The following is an 18,313-nucleotide window of genomic DNA, read 5'->3' as shown; positions in this document are numbered from 1 at the left end:
AATCAGAGGCCAACATGTACATCTATCGTTTGGTCCTGCTGCTGGTCGTCGGGATCTACCTGTTCTCCCCCGCCATCATGGATTGGTGGATCGACGCCACGGGCGCCTGGTATCGCCCTTATCTGCTATGGCTGATCCTGATCGTCGTGACCTTCATCCTGCAGAGCCAAAAAGATGCCGATGAGCTTTAGTCTCACCCAGATGCTGCTGATCAGCGCCGCCTACCTGGCTGCGTTATTCGGCGTGGCCTGGATCAGTGAGCGCGGAATGATTCCGCGGGCGATCATTCGCCATCCGTTGACCTACACCTTGTCCTTGGGCGTGTACGCCAGTGCGTGGGCGTTCTACGGCACGGTGGGGCTGGCCTATCAGTACGGCTACGGCTTTCTCTCCAGTTACCTGGGGGTGTCCGGCGCGTTCCTGCTGGCGCCGGTGCTGCTGTACCCGATCCTGAAAATCACCCGGACTTACCAGCTGTCCTCCCTGGCAGACCTGTTTGCCTTTCGCTTTCGCAGCACCTGGGCCGGTGCGCTAACCACGATCTTCATGCTGATCGGCGTGCTGCCGTTGCTGGCCCTGCAGATCCAGGCGGTGGCCGACTCCATCAGCATCCTGACCCGTGAGCCTGTGCAACATCGGGTTGCCCTGGCGTTCTGCGCGCTGATCACCTTGTTCACCATCTTCTTTGGTTCTCGCCATATCGCCACCCGCGAGAAACACCAGGGCCTGGTGTTTGCGATTGCCTTTGAGTCGGTCATCAAGCTGATCGCCATCGGCGGCGTCGGCCTTTATGCGCTCTACGGCGTGTTCGACGGCCCCCAACAGCTGGAGCTGTGGCTGCTGCAAAACCAGACCGCCCTCGCCGCCTTGCATACCCCCTTGCAGGAAGGCCCATGGCGTACGCTGCTGCTGGTGTTCTTCGCCTCGGCGATCGTGATGCCGCACATGTACCACATGACCTTCACCGAGAACCTCAACCCGCGCTCGCTGGTCAGCGCCAGCTGGGGCTTGCCCCTGTTCCTGTTGCTGATGAGCCTGGCGGTGCCGCTGATCCTGTGGGCCGGCCTGAAACTGGGGGCCACCACCAACCCTGAGTATTTCACCCTGGGCATCGGTATTGCCGCCAACAGCCCAGCCCTGGCGCTACTGGCGTATGTCGGCGGGTTGTCGGCCGCCAGCGGGTTGATCATCGTCACCACCCTGGCACTCTCGGGCATGGCGCTCAACCACTTGGTACTGCCGCTGTACCAGCCGCCGGCTGAGGGCAATATCTACCGTTGGTTGAAATGGACCCGACGCGCGCTGATCGTCGCGATCATCATGGCCGGCTACGCGTTTTATCTGCTGCTGGGCGCCGGGCAAGACCTGGCCAACCTCGGCATCGTCGCGTTTGTCGCCACCTTGCAGTTCCTGCCGGGCGTGTTGTCGGTGCTGTACTGGCCGACCGCCAATCGCCGTGGCTTTATTGCAGGGCTGCTGGCCGGGATCCTGGTGTGGACCGTAACCATGCTGCTACCGCTGGTCGGCAACTTGCAGGGCTTCTATATCCCGTTGCTGAACATGATTTACGTGCTGGACGACACCAGTTGGCACATGGCTGCCATCGCCTCGCTGGCCGCCAACGTACTGATGTTTACCCTGATCTCGCTGTTCACCAACGCCAGCGCCGAAGAAACCAGCGCCGCCGAAGCCTGCGCGGTGGATAACGTGCGCCGCCCGCAACGCCGCGAACTGCATGCGGCCTCGCCCCAGGAGTTCGCCACGCAACTGGCCAAGCCCCTGGGCGCCAAGGCCGCACAAAAGGAAGTCGAACAGGCGCTGCGCGACCTCTACCTGCCATTTGACGAGCGCCGCCCTTATGCCCTGCGCCGCCTGCGTGATCGCATCGAGGCCAACCTGTCCGGGTTGATGGGCCCTAGCGTGTCCCAGGACATGGTGGAAACCTTCTTGCCCTACAAGGCCGGTGGCGAAAACTACGTCACCGAAGACATCCACTTCATCGAAAGCCGGCTGGAGGATTACCACTCACGCCTCACAGGCCTGGCCGCCGAACTCGACGCCCTGCGCCGTTACCACCGCCAGACCCTGCAGGAACTGCCGATGGGCGTGTGTTCCCTGGCCAAGGACCAGGAAATCCTGATGTGGAACAAAGCCATGGAAGAACTCACCGGCATCGCCGCCCAGCGGGTGGTGGGTTCGCGCCTCAATACCCTGGGCGATCCATGGAAAGAGCTGCTGCAAGGCTTCATCAACCTGCCGGACGAGCACTTGCACAAGCAGCACTTGGCCCTCGACGGCCAGACCCGCTGGCTCAACCTGCACAAAGCTGCCATCGACGAACCCCTGGCGCCGGGTAACAGTGGCCTGGTGCTGCTGGTAGAAGACTTGACCGATACACAGATGCTCGAAGACAAGCTGGTGCACTCCGAACGCCTGGCCAGTATTGGGCGCCTGGCGGCCGGCGTGGCCCACGAAATCGGCAACCCGATCACCGGTATCGCCTGCCTGGCGCAAAACCTGCGCGAAGAGCGCGAAGAAGACGGGGAAATCACCGAAATCAGCGGGCAAATCCTTGAACAGACCAAGCGGGTTTCACGCATCGTCCAGTCGCTGATGAGCTTTGCCCACTCCGGCGCCCATCAGAATCAGGACGAAGCGGTATGCCTGGCCGAAGTGGCGCAGGATGCCATTGGGCTGTTGGCCTTGAACCGGCGCAATTTCGAAGTACAGTTCTTTAATCTGTGCGATCCGGACCATTGGGTCGATGGCGACTCACAACGCCTGGCCCAGGTGCTGATCAACCTGCTGTCCAACGCCCGCGACGCGTCGCCGGCCGGCAGTGCTGTACGCGTCAAGAGCGAGGCTTTCGAGCACACGGTCGACCTGATCGTGGAAGACGAAGGCAGCGGTATTCCACAGAACATCATGGACCGATTGTTCGAACCCTTCTTCACCACCAAGGACCCGGGTGAAGGTACCGGTCTGGGCCTTGCACTGGTCTATTCCATCGTTGAAGAGCATTATGGACAAATCACCATCGACAGCCCGGCTGACACACAAAGCCAACGCGGCACCCGTATCAGGGTGACCTTGCCGCGTCATGTCGAAGCGACGTCCGCTGTGAACTGAGACCGTCGAGAGAATTGAATCAATGCCGCACATTTTGATCGTCGAAGACGAAACCATTATCCGCTCTGCCTTGCGTCGCCTGCTTGAACGTAATCAGTACCAGGTCAGCGAAGCCGGCTCGGTGCAGGAAGCCCAAGAGCGATTCAGCATTCCCACGTTCGACCTGATTGTCAGCGACCTGCGCCTGCCCGGCGCCCCGGGCACCGAGCTGATCAAGCTGGGCCAGGGCACCCCGGTGCTGATCATGACCAGCTACGCCAGCCTGCGCTCGGCGGTGGACTCGATGAAGATGGGTGCGGTGGACTACATCGCCAAGCCTTTCGATCACGATGAAATGCTCCAGGCCGTGGCCCGCATCCTGCGTGACCGTGTATCGGCCAGCAGCGCGCCTGCCGAGCAACGCCCCACCGGCAAGGCCAGCGGCGGCGAAAAACCGGGTGTCGACAACAGCAACGGCGAGATCGGCATCATTGGCTCCTGCCCACCGATGCAGGACTTGTACAGCAAGATCCGCAAGGTGGCGCCGACCGACTCCAATGTATTGATCCAGGGCGAATCGGGCACCGGTAAAGAACTGGTGGCCCGCGCCCTGCACAACCTGTCCAAGCGTGCCAAGGCACCGATGATCTCGGTGAACTGCGCGGCGATCCCCGAATCACTGATCGAGTCCGAGCTGTTCGGCCACGAGAAAGGTGCGTTCACCGGCGCCAGCGCCGGGCGTGCGGGCCTGGTGGAAGCTGCGGACGGCGGCACCTTGTTCCTTGATGAAATTGGCGAGTTGCCCCTGGAAGCCCAGGCGCGTTTGCTGCGCGTGCTGCAGGAAGGCGAAATTCGCCGTGTCGGCTCGGTGCAATCGCAGAAGGTCGACGTTCGATTGATCGCGGCGACACACCGAGACCTGAAGAGCCTGGCCAAGATCGGCCAATTCCGTGAGGACTTGTATTACCGCCTGCATGTCATCGCGCTTAAATTGCCGGCCCTGCGCGAGCGTGGCGCCGACGTCAACGAGATCGCCAACGCGTTCCTGTTGCGTCAAGGCGCGCGCATTGACCGCACCGACCTGAAGTTTGCCGCAGACGCCGAGCAGGCGATCCGTCACTACTCGTGGCCAGGGAACGTGCGTGAGCTGGAGAACGCGGTCGAGCGCGCCGTGATTCTGTCGGAGAGCCCGGAGATCTCCGCCGAGTTGCTGGGCATTGACATTGAGCTCAGCGACCTGGATGACGACGACTTCATCGGCCTGGCCCCGCAGCAGGGCGGCGGTAGCAATACCAGCCATGAACCGACGGAAGATTTGTCACTGGAAGACTACTTCCAGCACTTCGTGCTCGAGCATCAGGACCATATGACCGAGACCGAGCTGGCACGCAAGCTGGGCGTGAGTCGCAAATGCCTGTGGGAGCGGCGTCAGCGCCTGGGCATTCCACGGCGCAAGACCGGGGTGGCCAGCGAAAGCTGAGGGTGCAGCCCCACAGGTAACACCTGTTGATGTGAAAAAACTGTTACCGCTGACTTTTCACGTAACAAAAGCCGGGGCTTACGGTAACGAAACCCCGGCTTTTTTTTGGCCCTCAATCTGGCGAAACCAGCCCAACCCCCCGGTTTCGCTGGTCGGCGCAAAAGTTGGCACGCACCCTGCTATATGCTTAGTACAAAAACAATAACAAGCTTTGTACAAGACAATAAAAATAAGACGAATCGACTCACGCATAACAAAAACAACACGGCGGAGGCGCAGCTAACTGATTCTTTTGGAGAGGCGTTGCATTTGGGGCTTGCCCCGCAACCAGGCCGAGAACAACAAAAACTGCCCTAAGGCAGAGCCTGAACTGGTTGGATCGTAGATCAGCAACACAGCGACCAAAGCAATCCGTTTGCTCTTGACTCCCGATTGGGAGTGTCATGAAGGTGAAGCTTCGTGGCGAGGGCGATCAACAAAAACAAGAAGCCCGACATCAATAATAAAAATAGAGCACGCAACTACTTCTGGGGGAGCTTCGGCTCCCCTTGTAGTTTCCGGAATTTGACCTTCAAACGCTTATGGCGCAATGCCTTTAGCTTGTTCCTACACCATCCCCTGACTAAATGCTAGAATCCCCGCCCATCATGCGGTCATTCTTCGTTATGGCCGAACATTCCTTCAAACAGTGCATCCCATGCTGAAGAAGTTGTTCCAGTCATTCCGTTCTCCCTTGCGTCGAACGCAACACAAACGCAGCACGCCTGAAGTGCTCAATAGCAGCCAGCATTCGCTGCAGCGCGCTCAATTCAGCCGTTATGCAGTGAACATCGTCGAACGTTTGCAGAACGCCGGCTACCAGGCCTACCTGGTGGGTGGCTGCGTACGCGACATGTTGCTCAACATTACACCCAAGGATTTCGACGTCGCCACCAGCGCCACGCCTGAACAAGTGCGCGCCGAGTTTCGTAATGCACGAATCATCGGTCGGCGCTTCAAGTTGGTGCATATCCACTTTGGTCGCGAAATCATCGAGGTCGCAACGTTCCGCGCCGGTCACCCGCAAAACGATGAAGAGGAGGACACTAACCAGTCTTCCCGCAACGAGAGCGGGCGCATCCTGCGCGATAACGTCTATGGCACACTGGAAGAGGACGCGCAACGTCGCGACTTCACCATCAACGCCTTGTATTACGACCCGGTCAGCGAGCGCATCCTCGATTACGCCAACGGCGTACACGACATTCGCAACAACCTGATCCGCCTGATCGGCGACCCGACGCAGCGCTACCAGGAAGACCCGGTGCGCATGCTGCGTGCCGTGCGATTCGCCGCCAAGCTCAACTTCGGCATCGAAAAACACACCGCCGCGCCGATTCGCGAACTGGCGCCGATGCTGCGGGAAATCCCCTCGGCACGCCTGTTTGAGGAAGTGCTCAAGCTGTTCCTTTCGGGTTACGCCGCCGACACCTTTGAAATGCTGGTGGACCTGCAGTTGTTCGACCCCCTGTTCCCGGCCAGCGCCGAGGCCTTGGAGCACAACCCGACGTACACCCACACCTTGATCAGCGAAGCCTTGATCAACACCGACCTGCGTATCAAGCAGAACAAGCCGGTGACCCCGGCGTTCCTGTTTGCCGCCTTGTTGTGGCCGGCCCTGCCCAAACGCATTCTGCGCCTGCAGGACCGTGGCATGCCGCCGATCCCGGCCATGCAGGAAGCGGCTCACGAGCTGATCGCCGAACAGTGCCAACGCATCGCCATCCCTAAACGTTTCACCATGCCGATCCGCGAAATCTGGGACATGCAGGAGCGCCTGCCACGCCGCAGCGGCAAGCGCGCAGACCTGTTGCTGGACAACCCGCGCTTCCGTGCCGGCTATGACTTCCTGCTGCTACGCGAAAGCGCGGGCGAGCAGACCGATGGCCTGGGCGAATGGTGGACCGATTATCAGGACGCCAATGACAGCCAGCGCCGCGAAATGATTCGCGACTTGGGCAGCAAAGGCGATAGCGCCGGCGAAGGGCCGAAAAAGCGTCGCCGCAGCGGCACCAAGCGTAAACGCAGCAGTGCCGATGCCTCGGGCGCTGCGGGCGAATAAACGTGGAACGTATCTACATCGGCATGGGCAGCAACCTGGCTGCCCCGCAACAACAATTGCGCAGCGCGATCGAGGCGCTGGCGCAACTGCCTGGCACCCACCTCGCCGGTGTGTCCGCGTTCTACCAAAGCGACTCATTGCTTCCAGGCCAGCCGCGCTATACCAACGCCGTTGCGGCGCTGGACAGTCACCTGGCGCCATTGGACTTGCTCGATGCGCTGCAAGCCATCGAAAACGATCAGGGCCGCGAACGCCTGGAACGCTGGGGCCCGCGCACCTTGGACCTGGATATCCTGCTGTTCGGCAATCGCCTGATTGATGAGCCGCGCCTCAAGGTGCCGCACTACCAGATGCATTTGCGTGCGTTTGTACTGTACCCGCTGGCTGAACTGGCGCCAGCCGACCTGCAACTGCCCGACGACCAACGCTTGAGCGACCTGCTTACAGCCTGCCCCTTCGTCGGCCTGGAACGCCTCCCTCAAGAATGACTCGGTCAATGTGGGAGCTGGCTTGCCTGCGATGCAAGCGACTCGCTATATCAGCCACACCGAGTTGAAGCCATCGCAGGCAAGCCAGCTCCCACCTTTGATCTTCTCTGCCGTAATACAGCGCACACGTTGCGCAATCGCTTCAGTAACAGCGGTAACACCGCCATCGTAACAATGCGGTAACACATCCAATTGACTTCCCGTGTCCTCCTCACGACTATAGGCGTCCCGCTGCCGCCAACCCGGCGCGACAGGGCGCAATCCAGGCCTTATAAGCACTGCTTTCAAGACAGTGCGCCTGTATAAACGAAGACTCACGCGCGTTACTCGCTGTTTCCAAGCGCCTGAACGAGGACCCTTTTCATGCCAGACGTTACCCTGACCACCTTGCAGAGCCTCAAGCTCAAAGGTGAAAAAATCACCATGCTGACCTGCTATGACGCCACCTTCGCCCACGCCAGCTGCCAGGCTGGAGTCGAAGTGCTGCTGGTGGGCGACTCCCTGGGCATGGTTCTTCAAGGGAATGACAGCACGCTGCCTGTGACCACCGATGAACTCGCCTACCACACCGCCAGCGTCAAGCGTGGCAACGATGGCGCCTTTATCATCGCGGACCTGCCGTTCATGGGTTACGCCACCCTTGAGCAAACCTTCCTGAACGCCGGCAAGCTGATGCAGGCCGGCGCGCACATGATCAAAGTCGAAGGTGCCGTGTGGCTGGCCGAGTCGATCCGGTTGCTGGCCGAGCGCGGCGTGCCAGTGTGCGCACACATGGGGCTGACGCCGCAGTCGGTGAATATCCTCGGTGGCTACAAGGTCCAGGGCCGCAATGAAGCCCAGGCCCGCCAGATGCGCGCCGATGCCATCGCCCTGGAACAGGCCGGTGCTGCGATGATTCTGCTGGAGTGCGTGCCGAGCGAACTGGCCGCCGAAATCACCCAGGCCGTCAAAGTGCCCGTGATCGGGATTGGCGCCGGTTCCGCCACCGACGGCCAGGTGCTGGTCCTGCACGACATGCTCGGCCTGTCGATCACCGGCCACGTACCGAAGTTCGTGAAGAACTTCATGGCCGGCCAGGACAGCATCCACGCCGCCCTGAGCGCCTATGTCAGCGAAGTCAAAAACGTGACGTTCCCAGGCGTTGAACACGGATTCTCGGCATGAACACCGTAAAAACCGTCCGCGAACTGCGGGCTGCCGTAACCCACGCCCGCAGTGCCGGCAAGCGCATCGGCTTTGTACCCACCATGGGCAACCTGCACAGCGGCCACGCCACCCTGGTGACCAAGGCCGCGCAGCAAGCGGATTTCGTGGTGGCGAGCATTTTCGTCAACCCGCTGCAATTCGGCGCTGGCGAAGACCTGGACAAATACCCGCGCACGTTGGCCGCCGACCAGGAAAAACTCCTGCAGGCGGGCTGCAACCTGCTGTTCGCGCCCACGGTCGAGGAAATGTACCCCGATGGCATGAACGGCCAGACCCGAGTCAGCGTGCCTCAGCTGTCCGAAGGCTTGTGCGGCGCCAGCCGCCCAGGGCACTTCGAAGGCGTGGCCACGGTGGTCAGCAAGCTGTTCAACATGGTCCAGCCGGACATGGCCGTATTTGGCCAGAAGGACTACCAGCAGTTAGCGGTGATCCGCGCCATGGTCCGCGACCTGAACATGCCGATCCAGATCATCGGCGAGCCTACCGTGCGCGCCGAGGACGGCCTCGCGCTGTCATCACGCAACGGTTACCTCTCCGAGGAGCAACGGGCGGTCGCGCCAGTGCTGTACCGCGCGCTCAGCCAGATCGCCACGGCCATCCAAGGCGGCGATCACGATTTTGCCAGGCTTCGCGCCGAGCACATCCAGCAGATTGAAGCCGCAGGGCTGCGCATGGACTATCTGGAAGTGCGCCAAGGCGTACATCTGCGCCCGGCCACGGCTGAAGATCGTGATGTGGTGATCCTGGTCGCCGCTTATCTGGGGGCAACACGCCTCATCGATAACCTGCACCTGAACCTCGCCTGACCCTCGTTTTACCCTCAACCTGTTGCCCCGACGGCTGTGCCGGTATAAAAAAGTACCGGCCACAGCGCAGACAAAGCCAAGACATATCCACACGCTAGGTTTAATGTAACTGCCCTGCGCTATGGTTAGCGCTGTCTGGAACCCAATCCTTGCGATAAGACTGGATGTTCCGGGCTTTGAAGTGTCCTAAAGGCAGTCCCCGTAATAAAAGGAAACCCGCAGCGATGGCGTACTACCGCACCCCTCATGACGTTACCGCGCTGCCCGCCTGGCAAGCGCTTGTTCAACATCGCCAAGCCATGCAGGATTTCAGCATGCGCGAGGCGTTCAATGCCGATCCTCAGCGTTTTTCCCAGTTCACCTTGAGCAGCTGCGGACTTTTCCTCGATTACTCGAAAAACCTGATCACCAGCGAGACCCGCGACCTGTTGGTGGGCCTGGCCAAGGAAGTCAATCTCAAGGCGGCTATCGACGCGCAGTACGCTGGCGAACCGGTCAACTCCTCCGAGGGCCGCCCTGCCCTGCACACCGCCCTGCGCCGCCCGGTGGGCGACAAGCTGTCGGTCAACGGCGTGAACATCATGCCGGACGTGCACAAGGTGCTGAACCAGATCACTGACCTGGTCGGTCGTATCCACGACGGCCTGTGGCGCGGCTACACCGAGAAGCCGATCACCGACGTGGTGAACATCGGTATCGGTGGCTCGTTCCTCGGCCCGGAACTGGTCTCGGAGGCCTTGCTGTCCTATGCCCACAAAGGCGTGCGTTGCCACTACCTGGCGAACATCGACGGCAGCGAGTTCCACGAACTGACCATGAAGCTGCGCGCCGAGACCACGCTGTTTATCGTCTCGTCCAAATCCTTCAACACCCTGGAAACCCTGAAAAACGCCCAGGCCGCCCGCGCCTGGTACCTGGCCCAGGGGGGCTCGGAAGCCGAGCTGTATCGCCACTTCATCGCCGTCTCGAGCAACAATGCCGCGGCCGTGGCCTTCGGTATCCGTGAAGAGAACATTTTCCCGATGTGGGACTGGGTCGGTGGGCGTTACTCGTTGTGGTCCGCCATCGGTTTGCCAATCGCCCTGGCCATTGGCATGTCCAACTTCAAGGAACTGCTGTCGGGTGCCTACACCATGGACCAGCACTTCCTGAACGCGCCGTTCGAAGCCAACATGCCCGTGCTGCTGGGCTTGCTGGGCGTGTGGTACGGCAACTTCTGGGGTGCGCAGAGCCATGCGATCCTGCCGTACGACCATTACCTGCGTAACATCACCAAGCATTTGCAGCAGCTGGACATGGAATCCAATGGCAAGAGCGTGCGCCAGGACGGCACGCCCGTGTCCACCGATACCGGCCCGGTGATCTGGGGCGGCGTAGGCTGCAACGGCCAGCACGCTTACCACCAGTTGCTGCACCAAGGGACTCAATTGATCCCGGCCGACTTCATCGTGCCGATCGTCAGCTTCAACCCGGTGTCCGACCACCATCAGTGGCTGTACGCCAACTGCCTGTCCCAGAGCCAGGCGCTGATGCTCGGCAAGACCCGCAGCGAGGCCGAAGCCGAACTTCGCGAGAAGGGCCTGCCGGAAGCCGAAGTACAAAAGCTGGCACCGCACAAGGTGATCCCGGGCAATCGTCCGAGCAATACCCTGGTGGTCGAGCGCATCAGCCCGCGCCGCCTGGGTGCGCTGGTGGCGATGTATGAGCATAAGGTGTTCGTGCAGAGCGTAGTGTGGGGCATCAATGCCTTCGACCAATGGGGCGTTGAACTGGGCAAGGAGCTGGGCAAAGGCGTGTACAACCGCCTGACCGGCGCCGAAGAAACCTTGGCCGAAGATGCTTCGACCCAGGGCCTGATCAACTACTTCCGCGGTCGTCACCGCGGCTGAAGCCGTTCATTCAAGGCCAACGTCCGTTTGGACGTTGGCCTTGAACCCTCCCGCCCCAGGGTGCATCTTTATTACTTGTCGCAAAAACAAGAATAAGGAGCGCTCATGTTCGATATCAGCACCTTCCCCACCGCCGATGCCGTCCGCCGGGCTGCGCAACTCAGTCAAGAGGACTATCAGCGCCTCTATCGCCAATCCATCGACCAGCCAGACACCTTCTGGGCCGAACAGGCCAAGGGCTTTCTCGACTGGATAAAACCCTGGCACAGCGTCCAGCAGTCAAACATCCACACCGGTGCCGCCCAATGGTTTGCCGGCGGTCAGTTGAACGTCAGCTACAACTGCATCGACCGTCACTTGGCGCAACGCGCCGATCAGCCGGCCTTCATCTGGGAAGGCGATGATCCGTCAAAATCCTGCACGATTACTTACCGTCAACTGCACCAAAACGTCAGCCGCCTGGCCAATGTGTTGAAAAGCCGTGGCGTCAACAAAGGTGATCGCGTGTGCATCTACATGCCGATGATCCCCGAGGCGGCCTACGCCATGCTGGCCTGCACGCGAATTGGCGCAGTGCACTCGGTGGTGTTTGGTGGTTTCTCTCCTGACGCCCTGCGCGACCGCATTCTCGACGCCGATTGCCGCACCGTGATCACCGCCGACGAAGGCGTACGCGGTGGCAAGCCCGTGGCGCTGAAACAGAACGTCGACAAGGCCCTGGCCAGTTGCCCGAATGTCAGCACGGTACTGGTGGTGGAGCGCACCGGGGCGGGCGTGAGTTGGCACGAGGGCCGCGACCTCAAGTACCAAGCCGCCCTGGACGCCGCCAGCGACAACTGCCCACCCGAGCCGATGGACGCCGAAGACCCGCTGTTCATCCTCTATACCTCCGGCAGCACCGGCAAACCCAAAGGCGTGCTGCACACAACCGCTGGCTACCTGCTGCAAGCGGCGATGACCTTCAAGTACGTGCTCGATTACCAAGAAGGCGAAGTGTTCTGGTGCACCGCCGACGTGGGCTGGGTCACCGGCCACAGTTATATCGTCTACGGCCCGCTGGCCAATGGCGCCACCTCGCTGATGTTCGAAGGCGTGCCGAGTTATCCGGACAGTTCACGCTTCTGGCAAGTCATCGATAAACACCAGGTAAATATTTTCTACACCGCGCCCACCGCTCTGCGCGCCCTGATGCGAGAAGGCCACGGCCCGCTGCAGAGTACATCGCGCGCCAGCCTGCGCCTGCTGGGCAGCGTAGGTGAGCCGATCAACCCGGAAGCCTGGGACTGGTATTTCAACGCCGTCGGCGAACAGCGCTGCCCCATTGTCGATACCTGGTGGCAGACCGAAACCGGCGGCATCATGCTCAGCCCGTTGGTCAGCGCCCAGCGCATCAAACCCGGCTGCGCGACACAGCCCATGTTCGGCGTACAACCGGTGTTGCTCGACGAACAGGGCAAGGAAATCAGTGGCGCCGGCAGTGGTGTACTTGCCATCAAATCAAGCTGGCCGGGGCAGATTCGCAGCGTCTACGGCGACCCGCAGCGCATGATCGACACCTACTTCAAGCCCTACCCCGGCTACTACTTCACCGGGGATGGCGCACGGCGCGATGAAGACGGCGACTACTGGATCACCGGGCGGATCGACGATGTGATCAACGTGTCCGGCCATCGCATCGGCACCGCCGAGGTGGAAAGTGCCCTGGTGCTGCATGATCAGGTCGCCGAAGCCGCTGTAGTGGGCTACCCCCACGACGTGAAGGGCCAGGGCATCTACGCTTTTGTCACCCCCATGAATGGCGTCGAACCCAGCGACGCGTTGAAAAAGCACCTGCTGGACTTGGTCAGCAAGGAAATTGGCAGCTTCGCCAAACCGGAATTGATCCAATGGGCCCCTGCCCTGCCGAAAACTCGCTCCGGCAAGATCATGCGACGCATCTTGCGCAAGATCGCCTGTAACGAACTGGACAGCCTGGGCGACACCTCGACCCTGGCCGACCCCAGTGTGGTGGACGGTTTGATCGACAAACGCCTCAACCGATAGCCCCAGGATTATCCCCGGCCTGTGCAGGCCGGGGTTAGCTGTTAAACTTCGCGCCCCATTTTTCTTATTCATCTACCAGCAAGGCGCGCTCCATGACTCCCTTGAATCAGGCGCTGCGCGCCGCCCTCGATCACCGCCAAGACCTGATCAACACGCTGCACACCCAGGGTACGGATTGCTATCGGCTGTTTCACGGCAGCCAGGAAGGCGCCGGCGGCTTGACCATCGACCGCTACGGTCCGCAATTGCTGGTACAAAGCTTCCACCAGTCCCTGGAAACGGCAGACTTGCTGGACCTGCACCAACTGATCAACCAATACATGGGCCTGGAATTGTTGCTGGTGTACAACGACCGTGCCCGCGGCAACTCGCGCATCGACCGCGAAGACACGGTGTACCGCGCGGAGCCTGGCGCATTGGAAGACCTGGTCGGCCACGAGTGGGGCCTCAATTACCGTGTGCGTGGGCGCCACGCCGGGCAAGACCCACTGCTGTTCCTCGACCTGCGCAACACCCGGGGCTGGGTCAAGGACCACAGCGCCGGCAAAAGCGTGCTGAACCTGTTCGCCTACACCTGTGGCGTAGGTTTGAGCGCGGCAGCGGGCGACGCACGCGAGGTGTGCAACCTGGATTTTGCCGAGGGCAACCTGGCAGTGGGGCGTGAAAACGGCCAGCTCAACCCACAGTTGCCGAGCATGGAGTTTGTACAGTCCGATTACTTCCCGGCCATTCGCCAACTGGCGGGCCTGCCGATCACCCAGCGTCGCGGGCAGAAACTGCCGAGCTATCCACGCCTGGAGCAGCGCCAATACGACCTGGTACTGCTCGATCCCCCCGCCTGGGCCAAGAGCGCCTTCGGCACCGTCGACCTGTTGCGCGACTATCAAAGCCTGCTCAAACCCGCACTGCTGGCCACCGCCGACCATGGCGTGCTGATTTGCTGCAACAACCTGGCAAAGGTCAGCATGGAGGACTGGCGTGAACAAGTGCTGCGCTGTGCAGAAAAAGCCGGGCGCCCGGTGCGCGAATGGCAGGTTATGACACCTGGAGCCGACTTTCCCTCCAGGGACCAACAGCCTCCGTTGAAAACGCTGATCCTGCATTTGTAGGAAGTTTCCCAGCGCCCACGGTTCTTCGGAACCGAATTCCCGTGCCATACTCCAAGGCACTCTCGTTCGACATAGATGGCGTTCACCCATGCCCAAAGGATTGATCCGCGCCGTAGGCGCCTTGTTGACCGCCCTTGCTTTGTACAGCTTGCTGGGCTTTCTGATATTACCCGGCATCGCCCTTCGCATTGCCAACCAACAGTTGGCCAATTACGCCACGGTGCCGGCGCGAATCGAGCGCATCGAGCTCAACCCCTTCAGCCTGGAACTGACGCTGTGGGGCCTGAAGATCGGTGAGCCAGGCAAAGAACAAGTAGGTTTCGAACGCCTCTACGCCAACCTGCAGATCGACAGCCTCTGGACCCGCGCCCTGCACCTGGCCGATGTGCAACTGGACAAGCCCAAGACCGAACTGCTGTTCGACAAATCCGGCCAACTGAACCTGGCGCAGTTGTTCAAACTGCCTCCGAGCGAGCCTACCCCGGCCGATCCTGATGCCAAGCCGTTCCCACTGCGTATCGACAGCATCAAGCTGGCCGGTGGTAACCTGCATTTCCAGGACCTGCGCCCCAGCGAGCCCATCGAATTCCTCTACGACGAACTCGACTTCGAGCTGAAAAACCTCAGCACCTTACCTGACGACAATGCCGATATGACGCTGGTCGCCGCCGGCCCCGATGGTGGGCAAATCGACTGGAAAGGCAACTTCAGCCTGGTACCGATCACCTCCGAAGGCACCTTGAAGGTTACCGACGGCAAGATGAAAGCCTGGTGGCCATATGTACGTGACGCCCTGCCACTGGTACTGGAAGACGGGGTGCTCAACTTCAGCACTGACTACAAATTCAGCCTGGCCAAAGAAACCGAGCTGAACCTGACCAACACCGCCGCCAGCATCGCCCCCTTTGCTATCAAGGCCCCCGACGGCCGGCCACTGGCACGCCTGGAACGCCTGGACGTCAGCGAAACCACGGTAGACCTGGCCAGGCAGCAGGTCATTGTCGGCAAGATCCGCAGCAACAAGCTGGAAACCTGGGCCGCCCGTGAGGCCGATGGTCAGCTGGACTGGCAGAAGCTGTTCGCCAGCCAACCGAGCAAACCGGCCAAGGCTCCGGAACCAGCCGCTGCCGACGCACCGTCGGCACAACCGGCGGCCCCGAGCAAACCATGGCAAGTGCTGCTCAAGGATGTGCAACTGCGTAACTATCAGGTGCACCTGGCCGACCGCCAGGCAAAACCTGCGGTCGCGCTGGAACTGGGCCCGTTGAATGTCGACGTGCAAAACTTCGACAGCCTCAACCAGAGCCCTTTCGCCTTGAAGGTCGACACCGGCCTGGGTAAGCAAGGCAAGATCCAGGCAACCGGCGAGGTCAACCTCAACCCGGTCAGTGCCAAGCTGAAAGTGAACACCCAGGACATCGACCTGCGTATCGCCCAGGCCTATATCAGCCCGTTTATTCGCCTGGAATTGCGCAGCGGCATGCTGGGCAGCAACCTGGACGTGAACCTCAAAAGCACCGAGCCACTGGCCCTTCAGGTCACCGGCCGCGCCCAGGTTGACCAGTTGCATACCCTCGACACCCTAAAGACCCGCGACTTCCTCAAGTGGCAGCGCCTGGTGCTAGAGGGCGTGAACTACCAGCACGGCCAAAGCCTGTCGATCGACAAGGTCAACCTGCTGCAGCCGTATGCGCGCTTCATGATCAACGAAGATCGCACCACGAACATCGACGACCTGCTGATTCCGCAGCCAGCCGACAGTGGCAGCAAGTCGGCAGCCAAACCTGCCGCCAGTAACGACAAGCCCCTGGGCATTCACATCGGGCAGATCGCGATCAACGATGGTTCGGCCAACTTTGCCGACTTTAGCCTCACGCCCAACTTTGCCACCGCGATTCAACAGCTCAACGGCCAGATTGGCACCATCGACAGTCGCCAGGCCAAACCGGCGAGCGTCGACATCAAGGGTAAGGTGGACCGTTACGCACCAGTGACGATCAAAGGCAGCGTCAACCCGTTTGATCCGATGGCCGCGCTGGACATCGCCACCAGCTTCAAGCGTGTCGAGCTGACCAACCTGACGCCCTACTCAGGTAAATTCGCAGGCTTCCGCATCCGCAAGGGCCGCCTGAATCTCGATCTGCACTACGTGATCACCAAAGGCCAATTGAAGGCTGAAAACAAAGTGGTGGTCGAGCAACTGCAGTTGGGTGAAAAAGTCGACAGCTCCGATGCCGTGGACTTACCGATTCGCCTGGCTGTCGCCCTGCTCAAGGACTCCGACGGCAAGATCTCCATCGAACTGCCGGTAAGCGGCGACCTGAACAACCCGCAATTCAGCGTGATGCCGATTGTGTGGCAGACCCTGCGCAACCTCGTGGTACGCGCGGCAACCGCGCCCTTCAAGTTCATTGGCGGGCTGGTCACCGGTGGTGGCTCTGAAGACCTGGGCAATGTGTCGTTCGCCGCAGGCTCCAGTGAGCTGAACAAAGACGCCGAAGGCGCTCTGAACCCCCTGGCCAAGGCGCTGAAAGAACGCCCTGCCCTACGTCTGGAAATTGAAGGCACCGCCGCTGCCAGCAGCGACGGGCCGTTCCTGGCCGCACAGCGACTGGAACGTGAATACCAATACAACTATTACAAGATCCTCCAGCGCCGTGGCGACAAGGTCCCGGCCCAGGCCTCGTTGCTTGAAGTGCCAGAGAAGGAAAAGGCACCATTGTTGGAAGGCATCTACCGTACCCGCCTCAAACAGCAACCCCCGGCCGAATGGAAAGACCTGGGCAGCGACGAGCGCTCGGCGAAGCTCAAGGACGGTGTGATCAAGTTCTGGAGTAGCAGTGATGTACTGCTGCGCCAGTTGGGGCAGGACCGAGCCAGCACGATCAAGGATTACCTGGTAGACAAGGGCCAGTTGGAAGATGACCGCGTGTACTTCATCGATGCGCAGTTGGGGCAGGCCGAGAAAGATGGCCGGGTGATCACTCCAATGCACCTGGATGCTGAATAACTTCTAAGCACCGCCCATCCTAATGTGGGAGCTGGCTTGCCTGCGATAGCATCACCTCGGTGCAACTGAATGACCGAGGTGCCAGCATCGCAGGCAAGCCAGCTCCCACATTTTTTTGTGGTTGGGTTGGCAGTTTTGTTTCAACCGGAATAGAACAGGCCCCGACACAAGTGCCGGGGCCTGTAATGACCACATCCGTGTGGTCGGTCGCATGAACTCCAGAGGTGCGTCAGGTGGATATCTAACTCACCCTAAGCCGCCGCTATTCAGTCCAGACGAAACGTCAGCGTTACTCTGCTTTCAGGCCATCGGCCGATACAGCTTTAACGCCTTTGATTTTCTTGGCGATGTTCACAGCTGTAGTTTTCTGAGCCTCGGTGACCGCTGCGGTCGACGACAGGGAAACTACGCCTTTGTTGGTTTCGACTTTGATGTCGGTGCCAGGAATGCCTTTCTCGGTTACCAGATCAGCTTTTACCTTGGTGGTAATCCAAGTATCCGAAGTCCCTTCCTTGGCTTTGTCGATGTTGTCAGCTTTCACAGCACCGCCAGCCAGCAGGCCGTCAGCAGAAACCGCAGTCACACCTTTGATTTTCTTGGTGATGGCTACAGCAGTGGCTTTCTGCGAATCCGAGACTGCAACTTCGGAGGACAGGGAAACCACACCTTTGTTGGTCTCAACCTTGATGTCCGAACCTGGAATGCCTTTTTCGGTCAGCAGGTCAGCTTTGACTTTAGTGGTGATCCAAGTATCCGAAACGCTTTCCTTAGCCTTGGTCGCTTCACCGGCCGCCAAAGTCATAGGGGCTTGGGAAGTCTGAGCAAAGGCTACGTTAGCACCCATGGCCAGGGTCAGAGCGGTAGCAGTAGCGAGAGCGAACTTCTTCATACGAGTAACTCCTGTTTTATTAAAAGTCTGCAGGCGTAAACCTTCATGCTGCAGCGCTACCAGGGATATTGCAGGCAGTGTGCCAACTCGCAGAACAGATTAAATCCCTTAATAAACAATGAGTTATGAAATAAGTGAATTTTCGAAATCGTGCAACTTGCATGAAGCCCATCGTGCCTGCATG

12 protein-coding genes are annotated in these 18,313 nt (G+C 60.1%); 11 read left to right on the top strand and 1 reads right to left on the bottom strand.

The genetic code is table 11. From position 1 onward, the window contains the following. Positions 1-14 precede the first annotated feature (14 nt). The 11 genes from CER19_RS27565 to CER19_RS27510 all read left to right on the top strand — a co-directional run bounded on the left by CER19_RS27565 (position 15) and on the right by CER19_RS27510 (position 17,240). Positions 15-191, top strand: a complete 177-nt coding sequence (locus CER19_RS27565) for a hypothetical protein (RefSeq protein WP_003176118.1) — start codon at positions 15-17, stop codon at positions 189-191. Beyond that, complete coding sequence (locus tag CER19_RS27560) at positions 175-3,129, top strand: sensor histidine kinase (RefSeq protein WP_003194154.1); 2,955 nt, start codon at positions 175-177, stop codon at positions 3,127-3,129. The genes CER19_RS27565 and CER19_RS27560 overlap by 17 nt, the downstream gene beginning before the upstream one ends. A gap of 22 nt (positions 3,130-3,151) precedes the next feature. Further along, positions 3,152-4,588: a sigma-54 dependent transcriptional regulator gene (locus tag CER19_RS27555; RefSeq protein ID WP_116668682.1), complete on the top strand. Its 1,437-nt coding sequence runs from the start codon at positions 3,152-3,154 to the stop codon at positions 4,586-4,588. Positions 4,589-5,285: 697 nt separating this feature from the next. Continuing rightward, positions 5,286-6,689, top strand: coding sequence for a polynucleotide adenylyltransferase PcnB (locus CER19_RS27550; protein WP_116668681.1), 1,404 nt, complete (start codon positions 5,286-5,288; stop codon positions 6,687-6,689). A 2-nt stretch (positions 6,690-6,691) separates the two neighbouring features. Then, on the top strand, positions 6,692-7,177 hold the full coding sequence (folK, locus tag CER19_RS27545; protein ID WP_116668680.1) for a 2-amino-4-hydroxy-6-hydroxymethyldihydropteridine diphosphokinase: 486 nt from the start codon (positions 6,692-6,694) through the stop codon (positions 7,175-7,177). 363 nt (positions 7,178-7,540) lie between these two features. Then, the gene (panB, locus tag CER19_RS27535; RefSeq protein ID WP_116668679.1) at positions 7,541-8,341 is read left to right on the top strand and encodes a 3-methyl-2-oxobutanoate hydroxymethyltransferase; all 801 of its coding nucleotides are present in this window, start codon (positions 7,541-7,543) and stop codon (positions 8,339-8,341) included. Further along, positions 8,338-9,189: a pantoate--beta-alanine ligase gene (panC, locus tag CER19_RS27530; protein WP_116668678.1), complete on the top strand. Its 852-nt coding sequence runs from the start codon at positions 8,338-8,340 to the stop codon at positions 9,187-9,189. Before panB ends, panC begins: the two co-directional genes overlap by 4 nt. Before the next feature lie 224 nt (positions 9,190-9,413). Continuing rightward, the gene (pgi, locus tag CER19_RS27525) at positions 9,414-11,078 is read left to right on the top strand and encodes a glucose-6-phosphate isomerase (protein WP_003194166.1); all 1,665 of its coding nucleotides are present in this window, start codon (positions 9,414-9,416) and stop codon (positions 11,076-11,078) included. Positions 11,079-11,183: 105 nt separating this feature from the next. Next, positions 11,184-13,121 carry an acetate--CoA ligase gene (acs, locus tag CER19_RS27520; RefSeq protein WP_116668677.1) on the top strand — a complete coding sequence of 646 codons (1,938 nt, stop codon included), beginning with the start codon at positions 11,184-11,186 and terminating at the stop codon, positions 13,119-13,121. A 92-nt stretch (positions 13,122-13,213) separates the two neighbouring features. Beyond that, positions 13,214-14,230 (top strand): class I SAM-dependent rRNA methyltransferase, encoded by a 1,017-nt coding sequence (locus tag CER19_RS27515; protein WP_116668676.1) that lies wholly within the window; start codon positions 13,214-13,216, stop codon positions 14,228-14,230. A gap of 88 nt (positions 14,231-14,318) precedes the next feature. After that, positions 14,319-17,240, top strand: coding sequence for a DUF748 domain-containing protein (locus CER19_RS27510; RefSeq protein WP_116668675.1), 2,922 nt, complete (start codon positions 14,319-14,321; stop codon positions 17,238-17,240). 289 nt (positions 17,241-17,529) lie between these two features. Here the strand turns inward: CER19_RS27510 and CER19_RS27505 are convergent, their stop codons facing one another. Then, complete coding sequence (locus tag CER19_RS27505) at positions 17,530-18,129, bottom strand: BON domain-containing protein (RefSeq protein ID WP_116668674.1); 600 nt, start codon at positions 18,127-18,129, stop codon at positions 17,530-17,532. Between the last annotated feature and the right edge of the window lie 184 nt (positions 18,130-18,313).

Source organism: Pseudomonas sp. GL93, assembly GCF_003408955.1.
In the GTDB taxonomy this organism is placed as follows: domain Bacteria; phylum Pseudomonadota; class Gammaproteobacteria; order Pseudomonadales; family Pseudomonadaceae; genus Aquipseudomonas; species Aquipseudomonas paracarnis.
Note: the sequence above shows the minus strand (reverse complement) of the source record. Positions and strands in the feature narration are given on the sequence as shown.